The 9,294-nt window shown below is 41.1% G+C and carries 11 protein-coding genes; all 11 read left to right on the plus strand.

What is annotated here, in order from left to right; translation table 11 throughout:
* Nucleotides 1-1,009 (plus strand): hydantoinase/oxoprolinase family protein (locus AAF462_06655; protein ID MEM7008801.1); only part of this gene is annotated, 1,009 nt, incomplete at its 5' end.
* Between the two features lie 14 nt (nt 1,010-1,023).
* Nucleotides 1,024-1,614, plus strand: coding sequence for a CoA pyrophosphatase (locus AAF462_06660; GenBank protein ID MEM7008802.1), 591 nt, complete (start codon nt 1,024-1,026; stop codon nt 1,612-1,614).
* Between the two features lie 64 nt (nt 1,615-1,678).
* Nucleotides 1,679-2,113 carry a single-stranded DNA-binding protein gene (locus AAF462_06665; protein MEM7008803.1) on the plus strand — a complete coding sequence of 145 codons (435 nt, stop codon included), beginning with the start codon at nt 1,679-1,681 and terminating at the stop codon, nt 2,111-2,113.
* Nucleotides 2,114-2,176: 63 nt separating this feature from the next.
* Nucleotides 2,177-2,539 carry a cupin domain-containing protein gene (locus AAF462_06670; GenBank protein MEM7008804.1) on the plus strand — a complete coding sequence of 121 codons (363 nt, stop codon included), beginning with the start codon at nt 2,177-2,179 and terminating at the stop codon, nt 2,537-2,539.
* Nucleotide 2,540: 1 nt separating this feature from the next.
* Nucleotides 2,541-3,926, plus strand: a complete 1,386-nt coding sequence (gene glmU / locus AAF462_06675; GenBank protein MEM7008805.1) for a bifunctional UDP-N-acetylglucosamine diphosphorylase/glucosamine-1-phosphate N-acetyltransferase GlmU — start codon at nt 2,541-2,543, stop codon at nt 3,924-3,926.
* Nucleotides 3,927-5,759: a glutamine--fructose-6-phosphate transaminase (isomerizing) gene (glmS, locus tag AAF462_06680; GenBank protein MEM7008806.1), complete on the plus strand. Its 1,833-nt coding sequence runs from the start codon at nt 3,927-3,929 to the stop codon at nt 5,757-5,759.
* A gap of 164 nt (nt 5,760-5,923) precedes the next feature.
* A complete protein-coding gene (gene purD, locus AAF462_06685) occupies nt 5,924-7,198 on the plus strand; it encodes a phosphoribosylamine--glycine ligase (GenBank protein MEM7008807.1) in 1,275 nt (424 codons plus the stop codon).
* Between the two features lie 19 nt (nt 7,199-7,217).
* A complete protein-coding gene (locus AAF462_06690) occupies nt 7,218-7,529 on the plus strand; it encodes a hypothetical protein (protein ID MEM7008808.1) in 312 nt (103 codons plus the stop codon).
* A gap of 77 nt (nt 7,530-7,606) precedes the next feature.
* Nucleotides 7,607-7,978: a 30S ribosomal protein S12 gene (rpsL, locus tag AAF462_06695; GenBank protein ID MEM7008809.1), complete on the plus strand. Its 372-nt coding sequence runs from the start codon at nt 7,607-7,609 to the stop codon at nt 7,976-7,978.
* A gap of 23 nt (nt 7,979-8,001) precedes the next feature.
* Nucleotides 8,002-8,472: a 30S ribosomal protein S7 gene (gene rpsG / locus AAF462_06700; GenBank protein ID MEM7008810.1), complete on the plus strand. Its 471-nt coding sequence runs from the start codon at nt 8,002-8,004 to the stop codon at nt 8,470-8,472.
* Nucleotides 8,473-8,496: 24 nt separating this feature from the next.
* Nucleotides 8,497-9,294, plus strand: a 798-nt coding sequence (locus AAF462_06705; protein MEM7008811.1) for a GTP-binding protein, incomplete at its 3' end; no start/stop codon positions are given.

The following is a 9,294-nucleotide window of genomic DNA, read 5'->3' on the forward strand; positions in this document are numbered from 1 at the left end:
GGCTGGCGGAGGATCGATTGCCAGGATTGATTCCGGAGGTGCGCTAAAAGTCGGTCCAGAGAGCGCAGGCGCTGACCCTGGTCCTTCGTGCTATGGAAAGGGTTCTGAGCCTACTGTGACTGATGCTAATTTAGTTCTGGGAAGAATTAAGCCGGATGCGTTTTTGGGAGGAAGAATGAAATTACATCCCAAAAAATCACATGCGGCTATAAAAAAACTCTCGCGCCGTCTTAAGTTAAGCGTTGAAGAAGTCGCAGAGGGGATTATTAAAGTTGCGAATGCAAATATGGAACGAGCGCTCAGGGTCATTTCAATCGGAAAAGGTTATGACCCAAGGGATTTCGCTCTGCTGTCTTTCGGAGGCGCAGGCGGGCTGCACGCTTGTGAGCTGGCTCAGGCAATGGAGATTAAAACCATAATTTTCCCAAAAGACCCGGGCGTGTTATCAGCGCTTGGAATGCTTACGGCGGACTCATTTAAGGACTACAGTCTGACTGTGTTTTTGAATCAAAATGAAGCTACACTAAAAAAGCTGGAGCACGGTTATTCTGCTCTCAAACAAAAGGCTCAGGCAGATTTTCCTACCCAGACGCTTTCCTACAAATTGTTCTTAGATCTAAGGTATAAAAGGCAGTCGCATGAAATCACAGTGCCCTATAACAAAAATTTTACGGCCGCTTTTCACAAAGAACATAAAAAGATGTATGGATACAGTAAACCAAAAAGTGAGATTGAAGTTATTACACTTAGGTTAAGGGCTATATCAAAAAGTAGAAAGCTGAATATTCCAAATCTAAAGAGTGAGAAAAGAAAGATATCTCCAAGGAAAATAAAAATTATTTATGACGGGAAGAAATTAACTGTAAATGAATATATGAGAGATAAACTTTACTCAGGTTATAAGTTTAGGGGACCCTCGCTTTTAATAGAAGACACATCAACAACATTTATACCCCCAGAGTATAAATGCAGAGTTGATGAGTGGGGAAACATAGTCGCAACGCTTTGATAACGGAATAAATTATGTGTGAGACAATAAAAAAATTAGAAGATTTGCTCTCAGAGATAGATTCGAGTGAAATTTCACAGGAAGCTGAATATGTCCACGCTGCTGTGATGATGGTTATAAAACAAACCAGCAATGACTACGAGATGCTTTTTATTAAAAGACCCGATGATGAGCGTGACCCTTTCTCAGGACACATGGCTTTTCCCGGGGGCAGAATGGAAACAGAGGATAAGACAAAGGATGAGACTGCAGTTAGGGAAACTATTGAGGAAGTGGGAATTGATATTGGTAGTAGCGGCAGAATACTAGGCTCACTAGACGACGTTATTCCAAATAATCCAAAAGCTAGAAATTATATCGTAACTCCTTATGTATCGCTGTTAAATGAAGAAGTGGTGATGACGCTCGACCCAAGGGAAGTGGATAAAGCAATTTGGATTCCGGTCTCTCATCTTACTAATGAGCAAAACACCGAGATCAGGATAAGAGAACGAGGAGGAAGAAAGGTAAAGGACTATGTTTTCTACTATGAGGGATATATTATATGGGGCATGACGGGCAGAATTCTGCACCAGTTTTTATCTTTTTCTTCTCATCTTTTCTAGATTTCTGGATTTTCAAAGGCGCAGGTGATAGACTTGCAATAAAGATAAATTTTAGGAGATTAGCATGGCCGTAAATAAAGTAATGTTGATAGGAAATTTAGGTCGTGACCCTGAGATTAGATACACAACTGGGGGTCAGGCTGTAGCCAATTTCACAATCGCTACAACTGAGAGATACACCAATAAGGCAGGCGAAAGACAAGAAGACACAGAGTGGCACAGAATAGTTGCCTGGGGCCGTTTAGCTGAGATTTGCGGGGAGTATTTAACCAAGGGAAGAATGGTATATATCGAGGGTTCGATCAGAACGCGCTCTTGGGAAGATAAGGAAGGCAACACGAGGTATACAACCGAAATTGTCGCAAGAAATATGCAAATGCTTGGCGGACAGGGACAGGGCACAAGGTCTGATGCTCCATCAGCCGCAGATGATAAAATGCCCGGCGATTTTGACATAGAAGATGATTCGTTTGGCAGCGATGACGACATACCGTTTTAAATAGCACCTTTTTTATGCAGCTACCGCAGACAGGTCTAAATACTCATAAGGGATACTGAACTAATGAAAATTAACAGCGATATCAAAAGAGTAGAAAAACCCTGGGGTTACGAGCTTTGGTGGGCGTATACCGAGAAATATGTAGGCAAAATACTTCATGTAAACAAGGGCGAGAGCTTAAGTTATCAATATCATGAGGTCAAAGACGAGACCATATATCTTCATAACGGTGAGATGCTGCTTGAGATTGAGGAGCCGGGATCACAAAAGGAAGAAAAAATATTAAAGGCTGGAAGCGGGATCAGAATAACTCCATACACTAAGCACAGAATGACAGCTATCACTGACTGCGATATTCTAGAGGCATCAACCCCGGAAGTAGAGGATGTTATAAGACTCGAGGACAAATACGGGAGGGCTAAATAGGTTGGCCAATTTAGCTGTCGTAGTTTTAGCCGCAGGAATGGGAAAGCGGATGAAATCCGATATTCCTAAAGTTCTTCACCCTGTATTGGGAAGACCGATGCTGAGCTATGTGTACGAGGCGGTGCTTAGCCTATCCCCCAAGCGAGTTGTGGTTGTTGTTGGGCACGGCTCAGATCAAGTTAAAGAAATTTCAGACTCTAAAAAAATCACATACGCTACTCAGGCAAAACAGCTCGGAACAGGCCATGCCGCGAATTCTGCACATGAGGCACTAAAAAGCTTTAAAGGTAATGTGCTTATTATAAATGGCGACTTTCCATTAATTACGTCTGCAACGCTTAAAAGGCTTATTCAAAGTCATGAGAGAAAACGTGCAGACCTCTCAGTTCTGACCACCCTCTTAGAAGATCCAACCGGTTACGGAAGAATAAAGAGAGATCAAAATGGCAACGCTATCAGAATTGTTGAAGAAAAGGATGCAACACGAGAAGAGCGTTTTATTGACGAGATAAACTCCGGCACATATTTAGTAAAAAGTTCTTTTCTTTGGGATGCGCTTAAAAAAGTTAATAGAAAAAATAAACAGGGCGAGTATTACTTAACTGACATTGTCGAGACTGCCCACAAGAACTCACTTAATATTAACGCACAAGTTGTCCAAGACAGCGATGAAGTAATGGGAGTAAATGACCGCTCTGAGCTCTCTTATGTGGAGAGTGCTCTTAAATGGAGGACTAATGAGAAGCTGATGAAATCAGGTGTAACTATTATTGATCCCGAGGCCACCTATATCTCCCCTGGAATTAGAATCGGAAGGGATACTACCATATATCCTAATACTCACATCTATGGTTTCTCTCAGATAGGCGCAAACTGCATAATTGGACCTAATAATTGGATTCTGGATACAAAGATAGGCAGCGGGGTAGAAATTAAGTCAAACTGCTATATTACAGATGCAATTCTTAAAAATAATATTAGCGTTGGTCCATTTGCTCATATTCGTCCAGAAGCACAAATCATGGACGGGGCAAAGATCGGAAACTTTGTGGAGATTAAAAAATCAAAAATCGGAACCGGCTCAAAGGTTCCTCACCTCTCATATGTTGGAGACGCAACTTTAGGCAAAGATGTAAATATTGGAGCAGGTACTATCACCTGTAACTATGACGGAGTGAATAAGCATAGGACCGAAATTGAGGATAATGTTTTTATCGGCAGTGACACAATGCTAGTTGCCCCTATTAAAGTTGGCAAGGGCGCAACCACAGGAGCTGGCTCAACTATATCTAAAGACGTGCCCGAGGGATCACTTGCAATTGGAAGGGCAAGACAGACCACGATTAAAAACTGGAAGAGAAAACCAAGGGAGAAGAAGGCTAAGTAAATGTGCGGGATATTAGGATATATTGGGGATCAGAGAAAAACGGTTGATGTTTTATTAAAAGGTCTATCCAGGCTTGAGTACAGGGGCTATGACTCCTCAGGAATCGCAGTAATTCAAGACGGGCGATCAAAAGTCTATAAAAGCAAAGGAAAGCTATCCAAACTAAAAACGAAAATAAATAGACACTCTCCAAAAGGGCCGGTTGGAATCGGGCACACGAGATGGGCCACTCACGGCGACGCCTCTATAAAAAATGCACACCCTCATGTTTCTGGCGCAATATCAGTTGTTCACAATGGCATTGTGGAAAATTACTTAGACCTAAAAAACGAGCTCTCTAAAAAGGGCTATAAATTCTACTCTGACACAGATACTGAAGTTATTGCTCATCTGATCCAAGATTTCTGTAATAGCGGATTTGATTTTGAAAATGCTGCGCGCGAGGCATTTAAAAAAATTGAAGGCTCATATGCGATAGCCGCTATCTGTGACAAGGATCCTGATAAGGTAATCGCAACAAGACGCTTTTCCCCGCTAATTTTAGCCAAAGGTGAAAATGAAAATTATCTAGCCTCCGATGTTCCTGCAATTCTTCCATTCTGCAAAGACGTGATCTATCTTGAAGACGGTGATGTTGCAATAATAGAGAAAGATAAGATTCAAATTACCGATTTAGACGGCAACCCAGTTAAGAGGAAATCACAGTCGATTACCTGGGACCCCATAGCCGCTGAGAAATGCGGATACCGCCACTACATGATAAAAGAGATCTTTGAGCAGCCAAGGGCGATACTCGATACTATGAGGGGAAGGTTCTCCGAAGAATCTGGTGAAGTGTTTTTCGAGGGCGTAGACCCATCACTCTTTAAAAACGTAAAAAGAATAGTCGCTCTTGCATGCGGCACTTCCTATCACGCTAGTCTTATCGGCAAATATATGATCGAGAAGATCGCTAAAATATCAGTCGAGGTGGATATAGCATCTGAGTTTAGATACAGACAACCTATTATTGATAAAAACACTCTGGCAATAGCAGTGTCTCAGTCAGGAGAAACTGCGGACACATCTGAAGCCTTGACTGAGGCTAAACAAAGAGGTGCTAAAACCCTTAGCATAACAAATGTTATGATGAGTAAAATTGCCAGGGACGCAGATGGAGTGATATACACACACGCCGGACCTGAAATAGGAGTAGCTTCTACAAAGGCCTTCACTACGCAGCTTGTAGCGTTTTACTTTCTTGCAATCTATTTAGGGCGGCTCAAAAAAACTATAACAAAAAAACAAGCGGTCCAGCTTATCAAAGATGCGCTATCTATTCCACAGTTAATAGAGATCACTCTCAAATTAGACGATGAGATAAAAGAGCTCGCGGAGGAGTTCTTTACATATGGCAATTTTCTATATCTTGGAAGGGGTATTAACCACCCGATTGCCTTTGAAGGCGCTCTAAAACTAAAAGAGATATCCTATATTCATGCAGAGGGTTATGCCGCAGGCGAGATGAAGCACGGCCCGATAGCATTAATTGATGAGAACATTCCCATAGTTCTTATTGCTCCGGGGGATGGGATATCTTATAAAAAGATATTAGGAAACTTACAGGAAGTGCGTGCAAGAAAAGGTAAAGTGATATTTTTAACAAGCGATCCGAATGCTCCTGAGATCCAGGGTAATGTTGATAAGATCATAGAGGTTCCAGATTCTCCTTATATGATTAGTCCGATTGTTTCGATTGTTCCGCTCCAGCTTCTGGCCTATTACATAGCAACATGTAAAGGCACCGATGTCGACCAGCCCAGAAACCTTGCAAAAGTTGTCACTGTTGAGTAATTTTAGCAGCCTCAAAACACAAACCTTGTAAATTGAATATTGACTTAGGGTTTTGTCTCGAAAAAATTTTTGGTATTTCTTATTATACTATTTAAAAAGTGCTGGTATCTGGTAGATTATGAGGCTCCTGTAAATTTGTGGAGTCAATATTAGAGGATATATATATGAAAGTATTAGTAGTAGGAGGCGGGGGGCGTGAACACGCTCTTTGCTGGAAAATCTCAAAAAGTCCACTTGTAACTGCGGTCTATTGCGCCCCAGGCAATATTGGTATTTCTAAAAACTCCACATGTGTGGATATAAAAGTGACTGATATAGAATCACTTGTTAGGTTTGCTAAGGCCGAAGAGATTGATTTAACAATCGTAGGTCCTGAAATACCATTGTCTCTTGGTATTGTAGATAGATTCCAGGAGGAGGGGCTTTGTATTTTCGGTCCTACTCAAGCTGCTGCAGAAATTGAGAGTAGTAAGGCATATTCAAAGAACTTAATGAAAAAATACAATATACCTACAGCATTCTTCTCTACTTTTACGGATTACAATGAAGCTGTCGAATGGGTTAAAGAGGTTAAGCCGCCACTAGTAGTTAAAGCTGACGGGCTTGCTGCCGGAAAGGGGGTCATAATTTGTCATACAGAAGATGAAGCAATCAGAGTTTTAGATGACATTATGAACAGCAAAATTTTTGGAGATTCTGGAAATCAGGTTGTAATTGAAGAATTTCTAGAAGGTGAGGAGGTTTCCTTTATTGCATTTACAGACGGCGAGAATGTAGTGCCGCTTGAATCCTCTCAGGATCATAAACCTCTTTTAGATGATGATGAGGGCCCTAATACTGGCGGGATGGGCGCTTATTCCCCTGCACCTATCGTAACAACTCAGATGCACGCGGCAATAATGAATCAGGTAATGATTCCAACAGTACAAGCAATGAAAGAAGAAGGGCGTTTATATAAAGGAATTCTCTACGCTGGACTTATGATTAAGGACAATGATATAAAGGTTTTGGAGTTTAATTGCCGCTTTGGAGACCCGGAGGCTCAACCCCTACTTATGAGAATGGAATCAGACATAATTCCTCTTATTTACGAAATTTCTAAAGGGGGGGTAGCGAAAGAGGAAATTAGGTGGTATGATGATGCTTCCGTTTGTGTAGTTATGGCTTCCAAGGGGTATCCTGGGGACTATAAGAAAGGATTTCAAATTCACCGGATTGATGAAGTAAATAGTATGGACGGGGTTTTGGTTTTTCACTCCGGAACCGCCGGCCAGGATGATAATATTGTCGCAAACGGAGGAAGAGTTTTAGGCGTTACCGCTCTGGGTGGCAGCATTCCGGATGCAATTAATTCTGTATATAAAGCGGTTAATCATATAGATAACGATTCGCTTTATTTTAGAACGGATATTGGGAAAAAAGCGCTTAAATATATATAACTTCCCAAGGAGTAGTTAAATGGCTGAGGTCTGGTATTTAGAGATTGATTCAGAAAATTTAGAAGATAAAACAAAACTGGAGCATACTTTCATAGAATGCATTGAGTTATTGGAACTAAAACCAGAAGGCTGGCATGCTGAAGCTGAGTCAATGCCTGATCTTAAAACGGGCGATCCTTTTGTTGATCAAAGCGGGCTTATTTCAGTTTGCGTTAGGGTTCTTGATGATGAACTTGAGCCATTTCCTGATAAGAGATGGAAACCCGGCTGGTATAAGTCAAAGGTAACGATTTTAGGCTATGAAAATAAACTTAGATTAAAAGCAAAATAACTGAGCTTTTAATCTTGACATATTGTAAATTGTAAGGATATATTACTTGGATTAACTTTTTAGGGAGAATAGTATCTGTGCCAACTATAAGTCAGCTTGTTAGAGACGGCAGAAAAAGAGCAAAAAAGAAGAGCAAAGCTCCTGCACTGCAGAACTGCCCACAAAAAAGAGGTGTTTGCGTTAGGGTTTATACAACAACACCAAAAAAACCTAATTCTGCGCTAAGAAAAGTAGCTAGAATTAGGCTTACAAATGGTATTGAAGTAACAGGATATATACCTGGTGAGGGCCATACACTGCAGGAACATTCAGTGATTCTTGTAAGAGGCGGCAGAGTAAAAGATTTACCGGGCGTAAGATATCACATTGTCAGAGGAACACTCGATGCGACAGGTGTTGACAATAGAAGGCAAAGACGCTCAAAATACGGAGCTAAAAAACCTAAATAAGCTATATATAAGGATAAGAACAAATGCCTAGAAAAGGTTCAGTAAATAAAAGAAAAATTGCGGGCGATCCTAAATACGCAAACCAGACTATTAGCAAGTTTATTAATAGTCTTATGTTAGATGGTAAAAAGAGTAAAGCAGAGAAAATTTTCTATGATGCTTTTGATGTTATTGCCGAGAAAACAGGCAAAGATCCTCTGGAGGTTTTCAACGCGGCAATCGAAAATGTTAAGCCCGGAATTGAGGTAAGACCAAGAAGAGTTGGTGGTGCCACATATCAGGTGCCAATGGAAGTAAATGCTTTTAGAAAACAGTCTCTTGCAATAAGATGGATGCTAATTGCTATTCGAAGCAGAGACGGTAAATCAATGAAAGATAAGCTCGCCTCAGAGATTATTGATGCATCAGAAGGAAGAGGCGGATCAATAAAGAGAAGAGAAGACACCCATAAAATGGCGGATGCCAATAGAGCATTTGCGCATTATAGGTGGTAGGGCGAGTAGTTCGGAGGAATAGTTTTGGAAAAAGCAATACCTATTGATAAAGTAAGAAACATTGGAATCGTAGCTCATATTGATGCTGGTAAAACCACTACAACTGAGCGCATACTTTTCTACACTGGCCTCACTTACAAAATAGGAGAGGTTCACGAGGGAACTGCGACCATGGATTGGATGGAGCAGGAAAGAGAGCGCGGAATTACAATTACCTCAGCTACTACTACATGTTTTTGGAATGATCATCGAATTAATATAATTGACACCCCTGGACACGTTGACTTTACAATCGAAGTAGAGAGATCACTTAAAGTACTAGACGGTGCTGTTGTTGTTTTTGACTCAGTGGGCGGAGTTGAGCCTCAATCAGAGACTGTATGGAGACAGGCCGATAGATACAGAGTGCCAAGAATGGCTTTTGTTAACAAAATGGATAAAGACGGCGCCGATTTTGCGCAGGTTGTAGCTCAAATGAAAGACAGGCTTAAGGCCAACGCTGTTCCTGTTCAGCTACCATATGTAGTTGGACATGAATTTGTTGGAATAATAGACCTTATTAAAATGAAACTCGCCACTTGGGACGATGATTCCTTAGGTTCCAAATATGAACTGAACGATATCCCCGATGAGCTTGTGGCTGAAGCTGAGGCTGCAAGGGAGCTTCTATTAGAATCTATTGCAGATTTTGACGAAGAGATAATGGAGAATTACCTAAACGGCGATCCTATTTCAGAAGATAAAATACATGCAGCTATCAGAGCTGCTACAATTGATCTGAGCATCGTTCCTGTATTGCTCGGAACAGCCTTTAAAAACAAA

This window comes from Thermodesulfobacteriota bacterium, from assembly GCA_039028315.1.
In the GTDB taxonomy this organism is placed as follows: Bacteria; Desulfobacterota_D; UBA1144; order Nemesobacterales; family UBA2774; genus CR02bin9.